Below are 21,647 nucleotides of genomic sequence, written 5' to 3'. Positions count from 1 at the left end.
GGTTAAAACTAACCGGGCGATGCGTCAATGGCCTTGTGAATCAAATGGCTACTTTTGCATCACCCGATTTTATTTACGCACGAATGGTGTAATCACCAATGCCGATCCACTTGTAAGTGGTCAGCGCTTCCAGCCCCATTGGGCCACGCGCGTGGAGTTTTTGTGTGCTTACCGCCACTTCCGCGCCCAGTCCAAACTGGCCGCCGTCGGTAAAACGCGTAGAGGCGTTAACGTAAACAGCGGATGAATCTACTTCATTAACAAAACGCTGGGCGTTGCGCATATCGCGGGTCAGGATCGAATCGGAGTGTTGTGTGCCGTGTTCACGAATATGAGCGATGGCATCGTCAAGATCGCTGACGATTTTGACGTTCAAATCTAATGACAGAAACTCATCGTCATACTCTTCAGCTTTAACAGCAACCACCTTCGCGGGACCTGCCTGCAATTGCGTCAGTGCGGTAGCATCGGCGTGTAACGTCACACCGCTTTCAGCCATCTGTTTGCTTAACACAGGCAGGAAGCTATCGGCGATGTTTTTATTCACCAGCAACGTTTCTACCGTATTACATGTGCTCGGACGCTGAGTTTTCGCGTTGACGATTACTTTCAGGGCTTCAGCGATCTCTGCACTTTCATCAACGTAAATATGGCATACGCCTATACCACCTGTGATCACCGGGATCGTCGACTGTTCGCGGCACAGTTTATGCAGGCCAGCGCCACCACGCGGGATCAGCATGTCGATGTATTTATCCATACGCAGCATTTCACTGACCAGCGCACGGTCAGGATTATCAATCGCCTGCACGGCACCCGCCGGTAAGCCGCAGGATTTCAGGGCGTCCTGAATCACCGCCACCGTTGCAGCGTTAGTGCGACAGGTTTCTTTGCCACCACGCAGGATCACTGCGTTACCGGTTTTCAGGCACAGGGAAGCAACATCAACCGTCACGTTCGGGCGCGCTTCATAAATCACGCCAATCACCCCCAGCGGTACGCGACGACGCTCAAGACGCAGGCCGCTGTCCAGTACGCCGCCATCGATTACCTGCCCCACCGGATCGGCAAGGTTACACACCTGGCGCACATCGTCAGCAATGCCTTTCAGCCGTGCGGGCGTCAGTGCCAGACGGTCAAGCATCGCTTCGCTAAGGCCATTGGCACGCGCGTCAGCAACATCCTGGGCGTTAGCGTTGAGGATGATTTCGCTTTGTGCTTCCAGTTCATCGGCGATTTTTTCCAGCACACGATTTTTTTCGCGGCTGGAGAGTTGCGCTAATTTATACGAGGCTTGCTTTGCGGCAATGCCCATTTGTTCCAGCATCGGCCAGCTCCTTAACGGGTAATCATGTCATCACGGTGAACGGCAACCGGGCCGTATTCATATCCCAGTATTGCATCAATTTCTTGCGAGTGGTGTCCGGCAATGCGGCGTAATGCATCGCTGTTGTAACGACTGACGCCGTGAGCGATATCGCGACCTTCGAGGTTGCAAATGCGGATGACTTCACCACGCGAGAAGTTGCCAGTCACGCTTTTAATACCTTTCGGCAACAGGGAGCTGCCGCGTTCAAGAATGGCGGCGGTTGCCCCTTCATCTACCGTGATTTCACCCGCAGGTGGTGCACCGAAAATCCAGCGTTTGCGGTTTTCAAGCGGAGTCGCCTGGGCATGGAACAACGTACCGACGGAGATGCCTTCCATCACATCACCAATAACGCCCGGCTTGCTGCCCGCGGCAATAATGGTGTCGATACCCGCACGGCAAGCCACGTCTGCGGCCTGCAATTTGGAACTCATGCCGCCAGTTCCGAGGCCTGAAACGCTGTCGCCAGCAATCGCGCGCAGTGCGTCATCAATGCCGTAAACATCTTTAATCAGTTCTGCCTGCGGATTGCTGCGCGGGTCAGCGGTATACAAACCTTTTTGATCGGTCAGCAGCAACAGTTTATCGGCACCCGCCAGAATCGCCGCCAGCGCAGAAAGATTGTCGTTATCGCCGACCTTAATCTCTGCAGTAGCGACAGCATCGTTCTCATTGATTACCGGAACGATATTGTTATCGAGCAACGCACGCAGGGTGTCGCGGGCGTTCAGGAAGCGTTCACGGTCTTCCATATCAGCACGGGTCAGCAGCATTTGCCCGACGTGAATGCCATAAATAGAAAACAGCTGTTCCCACAGTTGAATCAGTCGACTCTGCCCTACCGCCGCCAGCAGTTGTTTCGAGGCGATAGTCGCTGGCAGTTCCGGGTAACCCAGGTGCTCACGTCCGGCGGCGATCGCGCCCGACGTCACAATAACAATCCGATGCCCGGCGGCATGTAACTGCGCGCACTGGCGAACAAGTTCAACGATATGGGCACGGTTCAGACGGCGCGATCCGCCTGTTAGCACACTGGTGCCGAGTTTTACCACCAGCGTCTGGCTGTCACTCATGATTCTCTGCCATTCAATTTTAGGAAAAATGATATCAAACGAACGTTTTAGCAGGACTGTCGTCGGTTGCCAACCATCTGCGAGCAAAGCATGGTGTTTTGTTGCGCGGGATCAGCAAGCGTAGCGGCAGTTGTTTACGCTTTTATTACAGATTTAATAAATTACCACATTTTAAGAATATTATTAATCTGTAATATATCTTTAACAATCTCAGGTTAAAACTTTCCTGTTTTCAACGGGACTCTCCCGCTGAATATTCGCGCGTTAATTAATATCAGGAATGAAGATGAAAAAGAGCACTCTGGCATTAGTGGTGATGGGCATTGTGGCATCTGCATCCGTACAGGCCGCAGAAATATATAACAAAGACGGTAATAAACTGGATGTCTATGGCAAAGTTAAAGCCATGCATTATATGAGTGATAACGACAGTAAAGATGGCGACCAGAGTTATATCCGTTTTGGTTTTAAAGGCGAAACACAAATTAACGATCAACTGACGGGTTATGGTCGTTGGGAAGCAGAGTTTGCCGGTAATAAAGCGGAGAGTGATACTGCACAGCAAAAAACGCGTCTCGCTTTTGCCGGGTTGAAATATAAAGATTTGGGTTCTTTCGATTATGGTCGTAACCTGGGCGCGCTGTATGACGTGGAAGCCTGGACCGATATGTTCCCGGAATTTGGTGGCGACTCCTCGGCGCAGACCGACAACTTTATGACCAAACGCGCCAGCGGTCTGGCGACGTATCGGAACACCGACTTCTTCGGCGTTATCGATGGCCTGAACTTAACCCTGCAATATCAAGGGAAAAACGAAAACCGCGACGTTAAAAAGCAAAACGGCGATGGCTTCGGTACGTCATTGACATATGACTTTGGTGGCAGCGATTTCGCCATCAGTGGGGCCTATACCAACTCCGATCGCACTAACGAGCAGAACCTGCAAAGCCGTGGCACAGGCAAGCGTGCAGAAGCATGGGCAACAGGTCTGAAATACGATGCCAATAATATTTATCTGGCAACTTTCTATTCTGAAACACGCAAAATGACGCCAATAACTGGCGGCTTTGCCAATAAGACACAGAACTTTGAAGCGGTCGCCCAATACCAGTTTGACTTTGGTCTGCGTCCGTCGCTGGGTTATGTCTTATCGAAAGGGAAAGATATTGAAGGCATCGGTGATGAAGATCTGGTCAATTATATCGACGTCGGTGCTACATATTATTTCAACAAAAATATGTCAGCGTTTGTTGATTATAAAATCAACCAACTGGATAGCGATAATAAGCTGAACATCAATAATGATGATATTGTCGCGGTTGGTATGACCTATCAGTTTTAATGGATATTGCCGGATGTGATGCATCCGGCACATTTCACTCACGCCGTTAACTTCACCGGTTCATCACGAAAATCATCCGCCGGTTCCAGCTTCAGATTCAGCGTCGCCAGCAGCTCACGCAGCTTCTCGTGAAATTCACGCAGGGTGTGCTCCAGTCGTTCAACCACTTCGGCATCTTTTATCTGAACACTCGTCCAGTCGCCTGCTTTATCGAACAGACCAAACTGGTAACTGTAGGTAAAACGGGATTCCTGCGCTTCCAGTTCCATCCACCAGCCCCAGAACTCACGCACTTCCGGTGCCGGTTTCACGTTGACGCATACAGCCAGACAATCGAAAAAGAATCGATTATCTTCGCACTTACCTTCACGAATATACGGGCCTAGTGCGGTAAATTTTTTGATCAATCTGCTCTTCGGGTGTCCACTCGGTAACGTCATTGCAATCTCCTGTTGTGATGCAACTGTTTTACCAAATTGGCAAAATTTAGCAAATTTTTAACACAATCGTTTTTCAATCCAGTCTGTGATTTCCTGAAGGCCTTTGTCAAAATTCCGATACACCGGGTTAAATGGGATCTCTAATAATTTACCGTCAGCAGATGATGAGGTGATTAAGCGTGAGTCCTCTTCCGGGCTGAACGGATCGTTCTTCCAGTAGCCTGATAACATTGGCGTTGGGCAACGACGTCCCAGCAATCCTTGCACTTTTAATGAATAGCGATTCAACTCCACGCGTAACGCTTCGTCGGAAGCATCATGCATACCCAAACGACTCGCCAGAACGTCAAGATACATTTCCGGCACCTGTTGCTGGCACTTAAAATCACTCAACAGGGTATGAACTACCGGACCAAGACAGGCAACCGCTTTCAGACGCGGCGATTCAAGGTATGCCAGACGTACGGCAACGTTAGCGCCGAAACGGAAACCAAAGGCCGCGACGCGAGTGTGATCTACCCACGGTACGTTAGGCAGCGCCTTTAAGACGTGCTGATGCAACAGGCTGGAGTCCTGGGTGAGCTTCCATTTTGAAGAAAAGCCCACCGACGGCATATCAATAGTCAGCATCGCAATGCCGCGCGGCGCAAAATAACGTTCATACAGGCTGTAATAGTCCGTCTGCATCGCATCCAGACCACCACACATTAATACTGTCGGGAACGGGCCATCCCCTTTCGGCATATGCAAAAAGCCGGTGCTGGGCGCACCGCCGGGTACGGTAAACTCCATCTGCCGCATGGTGCCCGGCAGACGCTGGGCGGCCTCTTCATAGGCGCGGTTTGACAAAGCCTGCGCTTGCTCGGCCAGGTCATCTCCTTTTAGATGAGGATAGGCGGCAATGTTGTACAACGTAGCCGCATGCAGCCAGTGACGACCACTGAGTTGCGGATCTTCTTCTGCACAGGCTTTTTGTTGCCACACCATCGCCTGGGTGGCCCACTCATAAATCCAGTTGCCACCACGGTAGCCAATCACCGTATCGTATAAATCATCGTCGGTACGTTCGGCATCGCTCATCACAATACGTGCCTGGACGTCGAGGATTTCACGTGGGTCAATGCCGCGCCAGATCCACATCAGACGGTTAATCATGCGATACCAGTGAGGGATGGTTTTACCATCAAGGGCCGACTGCACAGGCGGTTGTGCGCCGTGATTAAAGCGGCGGACTAGCGTCGAGGTTTCAGGATGTTTAAAGCGGGGTTTGAACAGGGTTTCGCTCAGGTTTGCCTGTGTCATGGATGCAGCCTCCAGAATACTTACTGGAAACTATTGTAACCTGCCTGAAGTTAAAAAGAACAACGCCCGGCAGTGCCAGGCGTTGAAAAGATTAGCGACCGGAGATTGGCGGGACGAATACGACGCCCATATCCCACGGCTGTTCGATCCAGGTATCTTGCGGGATATCAACAACATAATCATCAACCAGCGGGCGACCAGCCGGTTTTGCGAAGATGGTGACAAAGTGCGCTTTTGGATACATTTCACGAATCGCAACCGCAGTACCACCGGTATCCACCAGGTCATCAATAACGATGAAGCCTTCGCCATCGCCTTCTGCGCGTTTCAGCACTTTAAGCTCGCGCTGGTTGTCGTGATCGTAGCTGGAAATACAAACGGTATCGACATGACGAATACCCAGTTCACGCGCCAGTAACGCACCCGGTACCAGACCGCCACGGCTTACGGCAATAATGCCTTTCCATTGTTCAGAAGGCATCAGTCGGCTTGCGAGTTTACGTGCATGGATCTGCAACATGTCCCAGGTGACGATGTATTTTTCGCTCATGTGAAGTGTCCCAGCCTGTTTATCTACGGCTTAAAAAGTGTTCGAGGGGAAAATAGGTTGCGCGAGATTATAGAGATCTGGCGCACTAAAAACCAGTATTTCACATGAGTCCGCGTCTTTTTACGCACTGCCTCTCCCTGACGCGGGATAAAGTGGTATTCTCAAACATATCTCGCAAGCCTGTCTTGTGTTGACAACATTTTCTGCTAACCCTGTGACCTGCAATACTGTTTTGCGGGTGATCGACAAGGAGACTTAACGTGTCTGAACTGTCTCAATTATCTCCACAGCCGCTGTGGGATATTTTTGCCAAAATCTGTTCTATTCCTCACCCGTCCTATCATGAAGAGCAACTCGCTGAATACATTGTTGGTTGGGCAAAAGAGAAAGGTTTCCATGTCGAACGCGATCAGGTAGGTAATATCCTGATTCGTAAACCTGCTACCGCAGGTATGGAAAATCGTAAACCGGTCGTCTTGCAGGCCCACCTCGATATGGTGCCACAGAAAAATAACGACACCGTGCATGACTTCACTAAAGATCCTATCCAGCCTTATATTGATGGCGAATGGGTTAAAGCGCGCGGCACCACGCTGGGTGCGGATAACGGCATTGGTATGGCGTCTGCGCTGGCGGTTCTGGCTGACGAAAACGTGGTTCACGGCCCGCTGGAAGTGCTGCTGACCATGACCGAAGAAGCCGGTATGGATGGTGCTTTTGGCTTACAGAGCAACTGGTTGCAGGCTGATATTCTGATTAACACCGACTCCGAAGAGGAAGGTGAAATCTACATGGGTTGCGCGGGGGGTATCGACTTCACCTCCAACCTGCATTTAGATCGTGAAGCGGTTCCAGCTGGTTTTGAAACCTTCAAGTTAACCTTAAAAGGCCTGAAAGGCGGTCACTCCGGCGGTGAAATCCACGTTGGCCTGGGTAATGCCAACAAACTGCTGGTGCGCTTCCTGGCGGGTCATGCAGAAGAGCTGGACCTGCGCCTTATCGATTTCAACGGTGGCACACTGCGTAACGCCATCCCGCGTGAAGCCTTTGCGACCATTGCTGTCGCAGCTGATAAAGTCGACGCCCTGAAATCTCTGGTGAATACCTATCAGGAGATCCTGAAAAACGAGCTGGCAGAGAAAGAGAAAAATCTGGCATTGCTGCTGGACTCTGTTGCGAACGATAAAGCTGCCCTGATTGCGAAATCTCGCGATACCTTTATTCGTCTGCTGAACGCCACCCCGAACGGTGTGATCCGCAATTCCGATGTGGCAAAAGGTGTGGTGGAAACCTCCCTGAACGTCGGTGTGGTGACCATGACTGACAATAACGTAGAAATTCACTGCCTGATCCGTTCTCTGATCGACAGCGGTAAAGACTACGTGGTGAGCATGCTGGATTCGCTGGGTAAACTGGCTGGCGCGAAAACCGAAGCGAAAGGCGCATATCCTGGCTGGCAGCCGGACGCTAATTCTCCGGTGATGCATCTGGTACGTGAAACTTATCAGCGTCTGTTCAACAAGACGCCGAACATCCAGATTATCCACGCGGGCCTGGAATGTGGTCTGTTCAAAAAACCGTATCCGGAAATGGACATGGTTTCTATCGGGCCAACAATCACCGGTCCACACTCTCCGGATGAGCAAGTTCACATCGAAAGCGTAGGCCATTACTGGACACTGCTGACTGAGCTGCTGAAAGAAATTCCGGCGAAGTAATTATTTGATTTGCTGCCGGATGGCGTTTAATCGCCTTCCGGCAGTTTCATCCTTCATTATCCTTCGATAAAAGCCATCCCTGTAAATGTCCGTCTCGGGTTGCCACGTTCAATCTGGTGATGGAACATTCGCCGCCGCGATTTCAGCACCGCGCTATTTTCCTGTTGCTGTTGTTCCAGCGTCCAGGCAATCAGCAATCGCGCCAGCCGCTTGTTAGCATGCCCAGAAACAAGTTTTTGCGCCCATGATGAGGCCGATACGGACTCGGACAAATCCACTGAATAGTGCCGCACCAACTTTCGCTTAATGCCCATGCGTTATCGCCATCCAGAGAAATCAGCGCCGAACGCAGCGTGTCAGAGTAGCGGCCCGTTTCTGTTTCCAGCACCGTTACCGCGACGTCTTGCCGGGTAAAAACGACCAACAGAGAATAACGCTGCGCCAATCGGGTAGCCGCGTCCGGGGTGTAAATCTGGCATCCCTACTACGCGCTGCATGTTGGGTAAATTTGCCGTGGTGTGTAATTGTTGAATCGCTAAACTCTCGATCCACAGGTCATCAGATGCGATGGTAAATACCGCATCGGATAAGGGACGAATATATTTGCCCATGTATCATTCCATTTATACTCGTCATACTTCAAGTTGCATGTACTGCGACTCGAATTATTTAGAGTATATAAATATAAAAATCAGGAAATGGCAGACGAATCCAGGGCAAGAAAAAAGAATTAATCCTGGAAAGGTCTGCAAAGAGTCATTGATAAAGGATTTGTCATGATTTACCTCCTTGCAGTTTGTGGAATAAGAAAACGCGCACATACCAGGCGGGCGTTATTTTCATTGCAAGCTGGATTTAATGTTGCGGTTTATATCGCATAGAAAAATTAGTAAACCACGCTCCCCTGCATTCAACGCGCTGCTGCTTAACTGTCTGAAAACCATAACGTTCAAAAAAGGGTTTTGCGGTTATGCTGGCGTCCACTGTAAGTTCGGATTCAGACTTAATCAAAGGTTTTAACAAAGCGCTGGCAACCCCACGGCGGGTGTATTCAGGGTCAACAAATAACATATCGATATAGTGTTCAACGCAGGTAATAAAGCCGACCAGTTTTGCATTAATGACTGCAACCCGCACTTGTGATTTCGCGAGTTTCTCCTTCCAGCGAGATTCGTCAATCTGCGCCCAGGCGGCAATTTGTTGTGGTGAATAATGCTGACTGGCGGTCATCGTAACCGCTCTAAGGAAAATAGCGCATAGTTGCTGAAAATCGCCAGGCTGATAGTTTCTTATTTGTATGTTATTCATAATATAAATTCAAAAACGCATGCGAAACGCTTCTGCCATTTTCCCAATTTTATGCATTTGGTTGTTATCTCGAGCCAGTTTATGAGGTTCAGGTTTCAGAATGGCAATGAGCAACCATGCTTGCTCATCAAACGCACCCTGACAATATACCAAATGCGCTTCGTCATTCGTTCTGCTGAATTGGCGCAACTGTGGCGGAAATGGATTATTCACATTTGCCAGATGAATATGAGCAACTCGCTCAAATTTGATTAATGGCCAGGTAAACGAGTCGTCGTAGAGTGCATCGCGACCAAATATATCTGGCAAAACACCGTCACGCTTATAGGAAATAAAATCCGCCGTTAACGCATCAAGTTCCTCTGCTGTAAGTTGCAGGCAAATAAGTTTTGTTTTGAATACCCGCATCCTTATTCCTTAAAGTCATTGAAATCATCATCCGTCATATCATTAAGATATTGTTCAGCGCGGCGTGTAATTTCCTCTAATCTTGCGGCACTCGGACGGAAGCGCGCCTTAACCAGTTTTTTCTCCTCTTGTTCAGCAAGCATGTCCATTAACGCTTCGAATGCGCTGGCACTTAAGAGATATCCTGCGGGGCGATTATTAGAAAGAACCGCAACCGGTTGATCAATAAAGTATTTAGCTGGGTTTTTACGTAACTCAGTGATATTGACCGATTTTTCAGCGAGAATTCGATGCATACAGTGATCCCCTCATAATAATGCACACCAGAATAGACATAATAGTATACATCATAATCCCAGCACCAGTTGTCTTTCCATTTGAGGGTCAAGCAACGTCACATGCAGCCCCACCAGTCGCACACCGCGCCCGCCGCGGCGTTCATCCCAGGTTTTACGTGCGGTGGCGATTAGATCAGCTTTATTCAGCCGCGGCCAGACGTGCTCCTGAGTGGTTTGCTGAAAATCATCAAACTTTAATTTCACCCCCTGGCGAGCAATCAGTAAATCAGGTTTCACCTTTGCCAGACGGCGTTCAAGTTCCGGATACAGCCGCTCGATAATCGCTTCACATTCAGACCAGTGATGAATATCTTCCGCCATCGTGCGTTCCACGCCGACGGATTTTCGCAACCGTTCGCTGTTAACATCGCGTTCGTCAATCCCCTGACTACGCTCCCACAAAATGCGGCCAAATTTGCCAAAGCGTTTAAGCAGCATCACCAGATCACACTTTTGTACATCACCGCAGGTCCGCAGCCCCATCGCTTCCAGTTTTGCCGCCGAGACTTTGCCGACGCCGGGGATTTTTGCCAGTGGTAAGGTTTGTAAAAATGCCGGAACTTCTGCCGGCGTAATCACAAACTGGCCGTTGGGTTTATTCATGTCGGAGGCGATTTTGGCGAGAAACTTTACTGGTGCCACGCCCGCAGACGCCGTCAGTTGCAGCTCGCTGAAAATCGTCTGGCGGATTTCCTGGGCGATGAGGGTCGCAGAACCGTGGCAATGGACGCTATCAGTGACATCGAGATAGGCTTCATCCAGTGACAACGGTTCAATACGCGAGGTGTAGCGCGAGAAGATTTCACGGATATGATTTGAGGCTTCTTTGTAGGCGTCAAAGCGCCCCGGAAGCAAGGTGAGATGTGGGCATAATTTGAGCGCCATCCCTGTCGGCATAGCGCTACGTACGCCAAATTTACGCGCGGGATAATTGGCGGTGCTGATCACCCCCCGACGTTCGCGGCTGCCGCCAATAGCAATAGGGATATCGCGCAGGGCGGGATTGTCGCGCATCTCCACCGCTGCGAAAAAGCAGTCCATATCCACATGAATGATTTTACGCATTGCTCACCTCTCAACACTGGTAAAGTATACAGTGATTTCAGGGTTTGAGAAATGCGTAAAGATTCAGCATCTAGCGCGTTCGCTGCGAATGCACCTGCTGCTTATCCAGCTTTTGCACCAGCGGCTGCACCACTTTATCCCCATGCTGACCAAAGTATTGATACAGCGTATCGGACGCACTTTTGGTCAGCACCATAATCTCAATGCGTCGGTTGCCCGCGCTTTGCGGATTTTTCGCGTCCAGCAGCATCTGGTCCGCCATCGCGCTCACCTGCATCACTTTATCTTCCGGCATTCCGGCCTCTTCCAGCACCCGACGAGCCGAAAGCGCGCGATCGCCCGAAAGGTTCCAGTTGTTGTAGATATTGTTTTTGTAGGCCATCGCATCGGTATGCCCGGTAATAATAATTTTGTTATCGAGCGAGTCGAACACTGGCGCGAGCTCCACCAGCAAAGTTTTAAAGAACGGCATAATCTGTGCGCTGCCGCGTTCAAACATATTGCGGTTCTGGTCATCTTTAATCAGCACGCGCAGTCCCTGGGGAACAATCTCCATCTCCAGATTCGCTTCCATATGTGCATCACGGGCAATGGTGTTGATACTGGTCGCCAGCTCGCCAAGCTCAGTGGCTGATTTCTTCTTCAGCAGCGCCGTTTTCTCATTGACGTCACGCGCTTTTTTCTCCGTCTCTTCCGGCACCGCCACGGTGGCAGGTTTTGGCGGATGAGACGGGCTGATTTTATTTAACGGCGACAACCCGCCGCCATTGAAAATCGACTGCCCGTGCAGCGCGGCGATAATGCTTTCACGCTCGGATTTACTGACGCTGTTGACAATCAACTTTATTGTCGTCACCAAAGGGGCCGAGCGTATTTCCGAGGTTTCTGCCCGCTTTACCCTGGACGCGATGCCCGGTAAACAGATGGCGATTGACGCCGATCTTAACGCTGGGTTGATCAACCAGGCGCAGGCGCAAACCCGGCGTAAAGATGTTGCCAGCGAGGCCGATTTCTACGGCGCGATGGACGGGGCATCGAAGTTTGTGCGCGGGGACGCCATCGCCGGGATGATGATTCTGGCGATCAACCTGATCGGCGGCGTCTGTATCGGGATCTTCAAATACAACCTGAGCGCCGATGCCGCCTTCCAGCAATATGTGCTGATGACCATCGGCGACGGGCTGGTGGCGCAGATCCCGTCCCTGCTGCTCTCCACCGCGGCGGCAATTATCGTCACCCGCGTCAGCGACAACGGCGATATCGCCCATGACGTGCACCACCAGCTACTGGCAAGCCCGTCGGTGCTCTACACCGCCACCGGGATCATGTTTGTGCTGGCGGTGGTGCCGGGGATGCCGCATCTGCCGTTTTTGCTGTTCAGCGCCCTGTTGGGTTTTACCGGCTGGCGGATGAGCAAACGCCCGCAGGCGGCGGAGGCAGAAGAGAAAAGCCTCGAAACGCTGACCCGGACTATCACCGAAACCAGCGAGCAACAGGTCAGTTGGGAAACCATTCCGCTGATCGAGCCTATCAGTTTAAGTCTCGGCTACAAGCTGGTGGCGTTGGTGGACAAAGCACAGGGCAACCCGCTCACCCAGCGAATTCGCGGCGTGCGGCAGGTGATTTCCGACGGCAACGGCGTGCTGCTGCCGGAGATCCGCATTCGGGAAAACTTCCGCCTCAAGCCCAGCCAGTACGCCATTTTCATCAATGGCATTAAGGCTGATGAAGCGGATATTCCGGCGGATAAACTGATGGCCCTGCCCTCCAGCGAAACCTACGGCGAGATTGACGGCGTGCTGGGGAACGACCCGGCGTACGGGATGCCGGTGACCTGGATCCAGCCCGCGCAGAAAGCGAAAGCGCTGAATATGGGGTATCAGGTGATCGACAGCGCCAGCGTGATTGCCACGCATGTGAACAAGATTGTGCGCAGCTATATTCCTGATCTATTTAACTATGATGACATCACGCAGTTGCATAACCGTTTGTCGTCGATGGCACCGCGCCTGGCGGAGGATTTAAGCGCGGCGCTCAATTACAGCCAGTTGCTGAAAGTGTACCGGGCGCTGCTGACCGAAGGCGTTTCCCTGCGCGATATTGTCGCCATCGCCACCGTGCTGGTCGCCAGTAGCACAGTGACCAAAGATCATATTCTGCTGGCAGCTGATGTGCGCCTGGCGCTGCGGCGCAGCATTACTCATCCGTTCGTTCGCAAACAGGAGCTGACGGTGTATACGCTGAATAATGAGCTGGAAAATCTGCTGACCAACGTGGTGAATCAGGCGCAACAGGGCGGGAAAGTGATGCTCGACAGCGTACCGGTTGACCCGAATATGCTCAACCAGTTTCAGATCACGATGCCGCAGGTGAAGGAGCAGATGAAAGCGGCGGGGAAAGACCCGGTGCTGCTGGTGCCGCCGCAGTTGCGTCCTTTGCTGGCGCGCTATGCGAGATTGTTTGCGCCGGGGCTGCATGTGCTGTCGTATAACGAAGTGCCGGACGAGCTGGAGTTGAAGATTATGGGGGCGTTGAGTTGATGGGGGAGACTATATAAGGTCTCGGACTGTCCCCTCGCCCCTTTGGGGAGAGGGTTAGGGTGAGGGGAAAGTGCGCGCTGAGTCCCTCACCCCGGCCCTCTCCCCAAAGGGGCGAGGGAGAAAAACGTGTACGACTTTAACTTTTTCGCAGTATTGCCGTCCTACAAAATCGTCTCTTCCGTCAAAATCCTGCGCGCGCCTAAAAAATGATCCTGCCAGAAAGGTTCAGCTAACCGACTTACCCGAATGGTTTCCCCCGTGCGCGGCGACTCGATAAACTGACCGTCTCCCAGATACACGCCCATATGATCGGCAATCTCGCGGCTGTGGATATGGAAAAACAGCAAATCTCCCCGGCGCAGGTCGTTGTTCGCCACAATCGTTGCCCGATGGTAGTGATACATCTCATTGGCCGTGCGCGGGAGCTTCGCCTCGAGGATCTTGTTGTAGGCATAAAAAACCAACCCGCTACAGTCGAAGCCTTGATCGGGCCGCGTGCCGCCCCAGACGTAAGGCTTACCAAGCTGCTGCTCCAGGCGGTGAATCGCCACTTCGGTGATGTTGTGTAGATGGTCGCTGCTTAAGAAATGGTTGTTCTCCGCCAGCGCCTGCCAGCGTCTGTCACTCGCCTTGAGCGGCGCAGGAAACCATTCTGGATGCTGTTTTATCTGTTCGCGGTTGTGCTGGCGCAGCGCCTTTCTGCTTTCGGCATTGCCTTCCACAATGTAGCTGGCCTGCTTTTTCAGATGGGTTTGGTACTGTTTTAATAAACGCGCACGGTTTTGCATCCGCTGGCGGGCGGCGTAGCTGAATGAGATATGTGATGTGGTGGCGCTGGCGAGTAAAGGGAGCAAAACGCATAACGAAAACACGCCTGGATGCAGAAATCTGCCGTGAAAGAACGAAGACATGAAGGACATAAACCGGCTGAATGAAGGTGAGAATTTTAAAAGACCGGAGGAGTAAACGGGATTATTAATTGCTTATTTGCATATTACTATTGAGGTTTCATAATCTTAGGAAATAAATGATACATGCGCTTTTCGGACTATTGAAAACTGCCCCTGTGCTAAATTTGTAAACCCTGCGCCGACAGGCTTGCGTAAAACTCTTTTGGTGATAATGTGAGCCTTCCAAATCCAGACTATTCCGATTTGGGATCTATTTTGCCGTCCTGGCGTGTGTAACCGTTTTATCAAGGAATAAGCAGTATGCGTAAAATCGCATTAATTCTTGCGATGTTGTTGATCCCGTGCGTTTCGTTTGCCGGTTTGCTGGGCAGCAGTAGCTCGACCACGCCAGTGAGCAAAGAGTATAAGCAGCAGTTGATGGGATCCCCTGTCTACATCCAGATCTTCAAGGAAGAACGTACGCTCGATCTCTACGTCAAAATGGGCGAGCAATATCAACTGCTCGACAGCTATAAAATCTGTAAATATTCCGGCGGCTTAGGACCAAAACAGCGTCAGGGCGATTTCAAAAGCCCGGAAGGGTTTTATAGCGTCCAGCGTAATCAGTTAAAACCAGACAGCCGTTACTACAAAGCGATTAATATTGGATTCCCCAATGCCTATGACCGTGCGCATGGTTATGAAGGGAAATATCTGATGATCCACGGCGATTGTGTTTCCATCGGCTGCTACGCGATGACCAATCAGGGTATTGATGAGATCTTCCAGTTCGTTACTGGTGCGCTGGTTTTTGGTCAGCCGAGCGTGCAAGTGAGTATTTACCCGTTCCGCATGACCGACGCCAATATGAAGCGCCATAAATATTCCAACTTTAAGGACTTCTGGGAGCAACTGAAGCCGGGCTACGACTACTTTGAGCAAACCCGTAAGCCACCGACCGTTTCTGTGGTCAATGGCCGTTACGTGGTCAGCAAGCCGTTAAGCCACGAAGTTGTGCAACCACAGCTGGCATCAAACTACACGCTCCCCGAGGCAAAATAAGCGCCATTCGCCTGGCATAATCTTTTGCCAGGTTTCATTGCTCGTCAGCGGCTGTGTCGCAATCACCGTGACCACATCATTCGGTGTGGTCTGCGAGCTGAAGTCGATTTCCACATCCTGATCCAGCAACGTTGCCACGCCAAACGGCGCGCGGCGGGTGATCCAGTGTAAATTAGTCGAGCAATACGCCATTACATAGCGCCCGTCAGAAAGCAGCATGTTGAAAACGCCCTTCTGCCGCAGTTCATCCGCCAGTGAGGCGATATATTTAAACACTGCCGCCATGTTGCCCGGTGTGCGCGGGTAACGCTGCGTTAATTTATGCAGGAGCCAGCAGAAGGCTTTTTCGCTGTCGGTTTCACCGACCGGGCGGAAGTTGCCGGTTTCCAGTGATTTGTACCCCGTCAGTTGTCCGTTATGGGCATAAGTCCAGTTACGCCCCCATAACTCGCGGGTAAACGGGTGAGTATTTTCCAGCGCCACCTCGCCCCGATTCGCCTGGCGAATATGAGCCACCACCGAACAGGATTTTATCGGGTAGTCCTGGACAAGTTTGGCGATGGGGGAATTAAAGCTGGGTTGCGGATCTTTAAATGTGCGACAGCCTTTACCTTCGTAAAAGGTAATGCCCCAGCCATCTTTATGTGGCCCGGTTCCACCACCACGCTGCACCAGACCGGTGAAACTAAAGCAGATATCGGTAGGGACGTTGGCGCTCATCCCGAGCAATTCGCACATGGGTAACCTCCACAACAGCGGGAGCGCATGGCCCCCGGCGAAGATTGATTTAAGTATTTTCAGGTCGGATGCGGCGTAAACGCATTATTCGGCCTACGCCAGACTTACTTAACCATCTCTTTTTCAATTAACTGGATCAGGATATGGATAACTTTAATGTGGATCTCCTGAATGCGGTCGGCATAACCAAAGTGCGGTACGCGAATTTCGATATCCGCTGTGCCAGCCATTTTACCGCCGTCTTTACCGGTCAGGGTGATCACTTTCATCCCCTTCTCACGCGCCGCCGCGATCGCTTTGATCACGTTTGCAGAGTTACCGGAGGTGGAGATCCCCAGCAGTACATCGCCTTCGCGACCTACCGCTTCAACGTAACGGGAGAAAATATCATTGAAACCAAAATCGTTACCGACGCAGGAAATATGACTAACGTCAGAAATGGCAATCGCCGGGTAGCCCGGACGGTTTTCACGGTAGCGACCGGTCAACTCTTCGGCAAAGTGCATAGCGTCGCAATGGGAGCCGCCGTTGCCGCAGGAAAGCACTTTGCCACCGGCTTTAAAGCTGTCTGCTAACAGGACCGCCGCGCGCTGAATGGCGTGAATATTGGCGTCATCTTTTAAAAAGTTAGCCAGCGTTTCCGCCGCTTCGTTCAGTTCGTTACGAATAAGATCCTGGTACATGAGGATATCCTTCAGCATAAATGTAATAGACAAAATGCAGTGTACCGGATACCGCCAAAAGCGAGAAGTACGGGCAGGTGCTATGACCAGGACTTTTTGACCTGAAGTGCGGATAAAAACAGCAACAATGTGAGCTTTGTTGTAATTATATTGTAAACACATTGCTAAATGTTTTTACATCCACTACAACCATATCATCACAAGTGGTCAGACCTCCTACAAGTAAGGGGCTTTTCGTTATGATGATTTTGAGTATTCTCGCTACGGTTGTCCTGCTCGGCGCGTTGTTCTATCACCGCGTGAGCTTATTTATCAGCAGTCTGATTTTGCTCGCCTGGACAGCCGCCCTCGGCGTTGCTGGTCTGTGGTCGGCGTGGGTACTGGTGCCTCTGGCCATTATCCTCGTGCCATTTAACTTTGCGCCTATGCGTAAGTCGATGATTTCCGCGCCGGTATTTCGCGGTTTCCGTAAGGTAATGCCGCCGATGTCGCGCACTGAGAAAGAAGCGATTGATGCGGGCACCACCTGGTGGGAGGGCGACTTGTTCCAGGGCAAGCCGGACTGGAAAAAGCTGCATAACTATCCGCAGCCGCGCCTGACCGCAGAAGAGCAAGCGTTTCTCGACGGCCCGGTAGAAGAAGCCTGCCGGATGGCGAATGATTTCCAGATTACTCATGAGCTGGCGGATCTGCCGCCGGAGTTGTGGGCGTACCTTAAAGAGCATCGTTTCTTCGCGATGATCATCAAAAAAGAGTACGGCGGGCTGGAGTTCTCGGCTTATGCCCAGTCTCGCGTACTGCAAAAACTCTCCGGCGTGAGCGGGATCCTGGCGATTACCGTCGGCGTGCCGAACTCATTAGGCCCGGGCGAGCTACTGCAACATTACGGCACTGATGAGCAGAAAGATCACTATCTGCCACGCCTGGCGCGTGGTCAGGAGATCCCTTGCTTTGCACTGACCAGCCCGGAAGCGGGTTCCGATGCGGGCGCGATTCCGGACACCGGGATTGTCTGCATGGGGGAATGGCAGGGCCAGCAGGTGCTGGGGATGCGTCTGACCTGGAACAAACGTTACATTACGCTCGCACCGATTGCGACCGTGCTTGGTCTGGCGTTTAAACTCTCCGACCCGGAAAAACTGCTGGGTGGCGCAGAAGATTTAGGTATTACCTGTGCGCTGATCCCGACCACCACGCCGGGCGTGGAAATTGGTCGTCGCCACTTCCCGCTGAACGTGCCGTTCCAGAACGGACCGACGCGCGGTAAAGATGTCTTCGTACCGATCGATTACATTATCGGCGGACCAAAAATGGCCGGGCAAGGCTGGAGGATGCTGGTGGAGTGTCTCTCGGTAGGCCGCGGCATCACCCTGCCTTCCAACTCAACCGGCGGCGTGAAATCGGTAGCGCTGGCAACGGGTGCGTATGCGCACATCCGCCGTCAGTTCAAAATCTCTATTGGTAAGATGGAAGGGATTGAAGAGCCGCTGGCGCGTATTGCCGGAAACGCTTATGTAATGGATGCTGCGGCCTCGCTGATTACCTACGGCATTATGCTTGGTGAAAAACCTGCCGTGCTGTCGGCTATCGTTAAGTATCACTGTACCCACCGTGGGCAGCAGTCGATTATTGATGCGATGGATATCACTGGTGGCAAAGGCATTATGCTCGGGCAGAGCAACTTCCTGGCGCGTGCTTACCAGGGCGCGCCGATTGCCATCACCGTTGAAGGGGCTAACATTCTGACCCGCAGCATGATGATCTTCGGACAAGGAGCGATTCGTTGCCATCCGTACGTGCTGGAAGAGATGGAAGCGGCGAAGAACAATGACGTCAACGCGTTCGATAAACTGCTGTTTAAACATATCGGTCACGTCGGTAGCAACAAAGTTCGCAGCTTCTGGCTGGGCCTGACGCGCGGTTTAACCAGCAGCACGCCAACCGGCGATGCCACTAAACGCTACTATCAGCATCTGAACCGCCTGAGCGCCAACCTCGCCCTGCTTTCTGATGTCTCGATGGCGGTGCTGGGCGGCAGCCTGAAACGTCGCGAGCGTATCTCGGCACGTCTGGGGGATATTTTAAGCCAGCTTTACCTCGCCTCTGCCGTTCTGAAGCGTTATGACGACGAAGGCCGTAATGAAGCCGACCTGCCGCTGGTGCACTGGGGCGTACAGGATGCGCTGTATCAGGCTGAACAGGCGATGGATGATTTACTGCAAAACTTCCCGAACCGCGTGGTTGCCGGGCTGCTGAATGTGGTGATCTTCCCGACCGGACGTCATTATCTGGCACCGTCTGACAAGCTGGATCATAAAGTGGCGAAGATTTTACAAGTGCCGAACGCCACTCGTTCACGTATTGGTCGCGGTCAGTACCTGACGCCAAGCGAGCATAACCCGGTTGGTTTACTGGAAGAGGCGCTAGTGGATGTGATTGCCGCCGACCCGATTCATCAGCGGATCTGTAAAGAGCTGGGTAAAAATCTGCCATTTACCCGTCTGGATGAACTGGCGCACAACGCGCTGGCGAAGGGGCTGATTGATAAAGATGAAGCCGCTATTCTGGTGAAAGCTGAAGAAAGCCGTCTGCGCAGTATTAACGTTGATGACTTTGATCCGGAAGAGCTGGCGACGAAGCCGGTAAAGTTGCCGGAGAAAGTGCGGAAAGTTGAAGCCGCGTAATTGAATAACGGAGCCGAAAGGCTCCGTTTCTTTATCCGCTAATTATTTAAAATTAAAGCCATCCGGATGGTTTTCCAGGCTGCCGGTCAACGCCGCGAACAGCACCGTTTTACCATCAATCGAAAGCGCATCGTTCACATTCAACCAGGTGAGTTTCTCTTGCGACGTTTTCTCATCAATAGTCGAGAACAGCCCCGTCATCTGATTAGATTTCTCGGACCACATCACAGCGATACGTTGCGAGCCACAGTCATGCGGTTTGCACGCGCTCATCACCTGATACGTCTCATCTCCCAACGTTACGGTTTGTGCAGGGGTATAAGTCCCGCCTTTCATCACCCAGGCAGGCAGCTTATGCCCTTGCACCATCTGATTAAACGCAGCTTTGGTGGTTTCGCCCTTTGCAAGGCTGCTAATGGTTAAATCATCCTGCGCCATTGCACTGGTGGCGATGACCAGAGCGGCGACTGTCGTTATTGCCTTAAACATCATTCCTCCCGAGCTTATCCTGCCCATGTTATTAACCTCCTAAAGCCTGGCGATAACACGATAATTTGCAAATCAGATATTTCCAATATCAGCATTTGTTATCAATTTATTCTGCGCTAAGGCAACTGCCTGATAAGGTGTTAGAGTTATAAAACCCTTCGCATAAAGGAGTTGTACACCGTGCCTGGTTTGAAGATTACGCTTTTGCAGCAACCACTGGTGTGGATGGATGGTCCTGCCAACCTGCGTCATTTTGATCGTCAACTGGAAGGTATTACCGGGCGCGATGTGATCGTTCTACCGGAGATGTTTACCAGCGGCTTTGCCATGGAAGCGGCAGCTTCGTCGCTAGCACAAGATGACGTAGTGAACTGGATGACAGCTAAAGCGCAGCAGTGCAATGCGCTGATTGCAGGCAGTGTTGCATTACAAACGGAGTCTGGTTCGGTTAACCGCTTTTTGCTGGTTGAGCCGGGCGGCACGGTACATTTTTATGATAAGCGTCATCTGTTCCGCATGGCAGATGAGCATCTGCATTATAAAGCGGGCAATGCGCGAGTGATTGTGGAATGGCGCGGCTGGCGTATTTTGCCGCTGGTGTGCTACGACTTACGTTTTCCGGTGTGGTCGCGCAATCTCAACGATTATGACCTCGCCCTGTACGTCGCCAACTGGCCTGCTCCGCGCTCTCTGCACTGGCAGGCATTGCTGACGGCCCGCGCGATTGAGAATCAGGCGTATGTGGCGGGATGCAATCGCGTCGGCAGCGATGGCAACGGCTGCCATTATCGTGGTGACAGCCGGGTGATTAATCCGCAAGGCGAGATTATCGCTACTGCCGACGCGCATCAGGCAACGCGCATTGATGCGGAGCTGTCGATGGTGGCGTTGCGGGAGTATAGAGAGAAATTTCCGGCATGGCGGGATGCGGATGAGTTTAGGTTGTGGTGAGTGGGGGTTGTGTTTAGGGCCGGGGGAGAGTCAGGGTAAGACTACGAAAGCCCGCTCCCCGCAAGGACTGATGCCAGGTAGTTTCTGTGAGTCTGTTTACCATTCTGTGTAAATGCCTTTCTCAGAAGTGACCGTCAAGGCGGTCACCGAATTCGATAATAAAGCCAGGGCAAGATTACGAAAGCCCGCTCCCTGCAAGGACTGACGCCAGGTAGTTTCTGTCCATGGCTGCTTTTCGCATCTTACGTCTTAACCCTGCCTTGAATACATTATCATTCGTTAAAATATTAATAGCGATGTGCCGGGTAATGACTCCAACTTATTGATAGTGTTTTATGTTCAGATAATGCCCGATGACTTTGTCATGCAGCTCCACCGATTTTGAGAACGACAGCGACTTCCGTCCCAGCCGTGCCAGGTGCTGCCTCAGATTCAGGTTATGCCGCTCAATTCGCTGCGTATATCGCTTGCTGATTACGTGCAGCTTTCCCTTCAGGCGGGATTCATACAGCGGCCAGCCATCCGTCATCCATATCACCACGTCAAAGGGTGACAGCAGGCTCATAAGACGCCCCAGCGTCGCCATAGTGCGTTCACCGAATACGTGCGCAACAACCGTCTTCCGGAGCCTGTCATACGCGTAAAACAGCCAGCGCTGGCGCGATTTAGCCCCGACGTATCCCCACTGTTCGTCCAT

19 protein-coding genes and 5 pseudogenes are annotated in these 21,647 nt (G+C 51.8%); 6 read left to right on the top strand and 18 right to left on the bottom strand.

All coding sequences use genetic code 11. The features are described from left to right. Positions 1–73: 73 nt before the first annotated feature. Both proA and proB read right to left on the bottom strand, forming a co-directional pair. Positions 74–1,327: a glutamate-5-semialdehyde dehydrogenase gene (proA, locus tag ACJHX3_RS15590; RefSeq protein ID WP_094308343.1), complete on the bottom strand. Its 1,254-nt coding sequence runs from the start codon at positions 1,325–1,327 to the stop codon at positions 74–76. Between the two features lie 11 nt (positions 1,328–1,338). Beyond that, positions 1,339–2,442: a glutamate 5-kinase gene (proB, locus tag ACJHX3_RS15585; RefSeq protein ID WP_094308344.1), complete on the bottom strand. Its 1,104-nt coding sequence runs from the start codon at positions 2,440–2,442 to the stop codon at positions 1,339–1,341. A gap of 286 nt (positions 2,443–2,728) precedes the next feature. Between proB and phoE the strand changes: the two genes are divergently transcribed. Continuing rightward, positions 2,729–3,784 (top strand): phosphoporin PhoE, encoded by a 1,056-nt coding sequence (gene phoE / locus ACJHX3_RS15580; protein WP_000749881.1) that lies wholly within the window; start codon positions 2,729–2,731, stop codon positions 3,782–3,784. A gap of 38 nt (positions 3,785–3,822) precedes the next feature. Here phoE and crl read toward each other — a convergent pair whose 3' ends face one another. From crl to gpt, 3 genes are all read right to left on the bottom strand, one after another. After that, a complete protein-coding gene (gene crl, locus ACJHX3_RS15575) occupies positions 3,823–4,224 on the bottom strand; it encodes a sigma factor-binding protein Crl (RefSeq protein ID WP_000174684.1) in 402 nt (133 codons plus the stop codon). A 57-nt stretch (positions 4,225–4,281) separates the two neighbouring features. After that, positions 4,282–5,526 carry an esterase FrsA gene (frsA, locus tag ACJHX3_RS15570; RefSeq protein WP_001589754.1) on the bottom strand — a complete coding sequence of 415 codons (1,245 nt, stop codon included), beginning with the start codon at positions 5,524–5,526 and terminating at the stop codon, positions 4,282–4,284. Between the two features lie 91 nt (positions 5,527–5,617). Then, positions 5,618–6,076, bottom strand: a complete 459-nt coding sequence (gene gpt, locus ACJHX3_RS15565; protein ID WP_001291990.1) for a xanthine phosphoribosyltransferase — start codon at positions 6,074–6,076, stop codon at positions 5,618–5,620. 260 nt (positions 6,077–6,336) lie between these two features. Between gpt and pepD the strand changes: the two genes are divergently transcribed. Further along, a complete protein-coding gene (pepD, locus tag ACJHX3_RS15560) occupies positions 6,337–7,794 on the top strand; it encodes a cytosol nonspecific dipeptidase (RefSeq protein WP_001293009.1) in 1,458 nt (485 codons plus the stop codon). 56 nt (positions 7,795–7,850) lie between these two features. Here pepD and prfH read toward each other — a convergent pair. The 7 genes and pseudogenes from prfH to lafU form a co-directional block, all read right to left on the bottom strand. After that, positions 7,851–8,203, bottom strand: a pseudogene (gene prfH, locus ACJHX3_RS15555) (peptide chain release factor H); the annotation flags it as partial. Then, positions 8,199–8,405 (bottom strand): annotated as a pseudogene (locus ACJHX3_RS15550) (RNA ligase RtcB family protein); the annotation flags it as partial. The pseudogenes prfH and ACJHX3_RS15550, both read right to left, overlap by 5 nt. Positions 8,406–8,649: 244 nt before the next feature. Further along, positions 8,650–9,102, bottom strand: coding sequence for a GNAT family N-acetyltransferase (locus ACJHX3_RS15545; protein WP_094308346.1), 453 nt, complete (start codon positions 9,100–9,102; stop codon positions 8,650–8,652). A gap of 9 nt (positions 9,103–9,111) precedes the next feature. After that, positions 9,112–9,510: a type II toxin-antitoxin system mRNA interferase toxin YafO gene (yafO, locus tag ACJHX3_RS15540; protein WP_001263484.1), complete on the bottom strand. Its 399-nt coding sequence runs from the start codon at positions 9,508–9,510 to the stop codon at positions 9,112–9,114. 2 nt (positions 9,511–9,512) lie between these two features. After that, a complete protein-coding gene (yafN, locus tag ACJHX3_RS15535) occupies positions 9,513–9,806 on the bottom strand; it encodes a type I toxin-antitoxin system antitoxin YafN (protein ID WP_000554755.1) in 294 nt (97 codons plus the stop codon). A gap of 51 nt (positions 9,807–9,857) precedes the next feature. Next, complete coding sequence (gene dinB / locus ACJHX3_RS15530; protein ID WP_001226183.1) at positions 9,858–10,913, bottom strand: DNA polymerase IV; 1,056 nt, start codon at positions 10,911–10,913, stop codon at positions 9,858–9,860. A gap of 70 nt (positions 10,914–10,983) precedes the next feature. Continuing rightward, positions 10,984–11,769: a putative lateral flagellar export/assembly protein LafU gene (gene lafU / locus ACJHX3_RS15525; RefSeq protein WP_000207554.1), complete on the bottom strand. Its 786-nt coding sequence runs from the start codon at positions 11,767–11,769 to the stop codon at positions 10,984–10,986. On the opposite strand from lafU, the pseudogene ACJHX3_RS15520 reads away from it, so the two are divergent. Continuing rightward, positions 11,735–13,453: pseudogene (locus ACJHX3_RS15520) on the top strand (flagellar biosynthesis protein FlhA); the annotation flags it as partial. The gene lafU and the pseudogene ACJHX3_RS15520 sit on opposite strands and share 35 nt — an antisense overlap. A 161-nt stretch (positions 13,454–13,614) precedes the next feature. Here ACJHX3_RS15520 and ACJHX3_RS15515 read toward each other — a convergent pair. Beyond that, positions 13,615–14,364: a C40 family peptidase gene (locus ACJHX3_RS15515; RefSeq protein WP_000093873.1), complete on the bottom strand. Its 750-nt coding sequence runs from the start codon at positions 14,362–14,364 to the stop codon at positions 13,615–13,617. 300 nt (positions 14,365–14,664) lie between these two features. On the opposite strand from ACJHX3_RS15515, the gene dpaA reads away from it, so the two are divergent. Continuing rightward, positions 14,665–15,405 carry a peptidoglycan meso-diaminopimelic acid protein amidase gene (gene dpaA, locus ACJHX3_RS15510; RefSeq protein ID WP_001225679.1) on the top strand — a complete coding sequence of 247 codons (741 nt, stop codon included), beginning with the start codon at positions 14,665–14,667 and terminating at the stop codon, positions 15,403–15,405. Here dpaA and ACJHX3_RS15505 read toward each other — a convergent pair. Together ACJHX3_RS15505 and lpcA are read right to left on the bottom strand one after the other, a co-directional pair. After that, on the bottom strand, positions 15,376–16,143 hold the full coding sequence (locus ACJHX3_RS15505; RefSeq protein WP_094308347.1) for a class II glutamine amidotransferase: 768 nt from the start codon (positions 16,141–16,143) through the stop codon (positions 15,376–15,378). The two genes, dpaA and ACJHX3_RS15505, sit on opposite strands and share 30 nt — an antisense overlap. 104 nt (positions 16,144–16,247) lie before the next feature. After that, on the bottom strand, positions 16,248–16,826 hold the full coding sequence (gene lpcA / locus ACJHX3_RS15500) for a D-sedoheptulose 7-phosphate isomerase (protein WP_000284050.1): 579 nt from the start codon (positions 16,824–16,826) through the stop codon (positions 16,248–16,250). 239 nt (positions 16,827–17,065) lie between these two features. Between lpcA and fadE the strand changes: the two genes are divergently transcribed. Then, entirely contained in the window at positions 17,066–19,510 is a 2,445-nt protein-coding gene (gene fadE, locus ACJHX3_RS15495) for an acyl-CoA dehydrogenase FadE (RefSeq protein WP_000973081.1), read from the top strand. Positions 19,511–19,552: 42 nt separating this feature from the next. Here the strand turns inward: fadE and ivy are convergent, their stop codons facing one another. Next, complete coding sequence (gene ivy, locus ACJHX3_RS15490) at positions 19,553–19,999, bottom strand: Ivy family C-type lysozyme inhibitor (protein WP_001308392.1); 447 nt, start codon at positions 19,997–19,999, stop codon at positions 19,553–19,555. A 180-nt stretch (positions 20,000–20,179) separates the two neighbouring features. Between ivy and yafV the strand changes: the two genes are divergently transcribed. Then, entirely contained in the window at positions 20,180–20,950 is a 771-nt protein-coding gene (yafV, locus tag ACJHX3_RS15485; protein WP_001118043.1) for a 2-oxoglutaramate amidase, read from the top strand. A gap of 175 nt (positions 20,951–21,125) precedes the next feature. Here yafV and ACJHX3_RS15480 read toward each other — a convergent pair. Together ACJHX3_RS15480 and ACJHX3_RS15475 are read right to left on the bottom strand one after the other, a co-directional pair. Beyond that, positions 21,126–21,254 (bottom strand): annotated as a pseudogene (locus tag ACJHX3_RS15480) (ISAs1 family transposase); the annotation flags it as partial. A gap of 15 nt (positions 21,255–21,269) precedes the next feature. Further along, positions 21,270–21,647 (bottom strand): annotated as a pseudogene (locus tag ACJHX3_RS15475) (IS1-like element IS1B family transposase); the annotation flags it as partial.

Origin of the sequence: Escherichia sp. WS1265 (assembly GCF_046487585.1) — a bacterium.
Lineage (GTDB): Bacteria > Pseudomonadota > Gammaproteobacteria > Enterobacterales > Enterobacteriaceae > Escherichia > Escherichia coli.
The sequence above is the reverse complement of the archived record's forward strand: the minus strand, read 5'-3'. Positions and strand labels throughout refer to the sequence as shown.